The organism is Bacillus sp. P4_D3, assembly GCF_056401855.1.
The window spans coordinates 1-889 of record NZ_JBFUIN010001056.1; the positions used below are offsets into that span (position 1 = coordinate 1).

2 protein-coding genes are annotated in these 889 nt (G+C 37.8%); both read right to left on the reverse strand.

From position 1 onward, the window contains the following. Positions 1–134 (reverse strand): ATP-grasp domain-containing protein (locus tag AC1DTM_RS29115; RefSeq protein ID WP_477001561.1); only part of this gene is annotated, 134 nt, incomplete at its 3' end. A gap of 193 nt (positions 135–327) precedes the next feature. Further along, the coding region (locus tag AC1DTM_RS29120) for a ribonuclease HII (protein WP_477001560.1) at positions 328–889 on the reverse strand (562 nt) is incomplete at its 5' end.

An 889-nucleotide genomic window follows, 5' to 3' on the forward strand; every position in this document is an offset into this window, starting at 1 on the left:
ACTACACATACTTCCGTTCCTAATTCTTTCGCTGCTTCTACAGCTTCTTCTACTGTAAATGCAACCTTCCCGTTCGGAACGCTAACCCCATAGCTTCTAAGGACTGCCTTACCTTGGTACTCATGGATATTCATGGTCCCATCCTCCCCTGTTTTCCTGTTTTACTCGAAAAGTTTTTTAATGTTTAAAAAACATTACATTGCCATTGTATAAGATGATTGGCACGCTGTCTACAATAAAGTGTCAGAAAACTGAAATCGCTTTATTCTTTTTCGAAAATAATAATGTTTATATACCAAAATAAAAAATAAGCTGTGAATATACAGCTTATTTTTGAATCATATCTTTAATTGGCGCAAATGATTTTCGATGTTCCTCTAATACTCCATGTACTTCAATCGCTTCTAAATGCTGTTTCGTCCCATATCCCATATGTTGTTCAAATCCATATGCAGGATACTTTCCTCCTAACTCTTTCATCATGCGATCTCTCGTCACTTTCGCAATAATAGATGCAGCTGAAATAGAGACACTTTTCGCATCACCTTTAATGATTGATGTTTGCGGAATTGATGTAGGAAGCTTCATCGCATCGATTAATAAATATTCTGGTGTACATGATAAATTAGCAACGGCATCTAACATCGCTTGCTTCGTCGCTTGATAAATATTTATTTCATCAATAACTTGTGGTGATACAATTCCCACTCCAATCGCAATTGCATGCTCTTTAATTTCATCATAAAAACGCTCACGTTTCGCTTCACTTAATTTTTTCGAGTCATTTAATCCTGGAATATAAAAATCTTCTGGAAGGACGACAGCCGCCGTCACAACAGGTCCTGCTAACGGCCCACGGCCCACTTCATCAATGCCAGCAATGTACGTG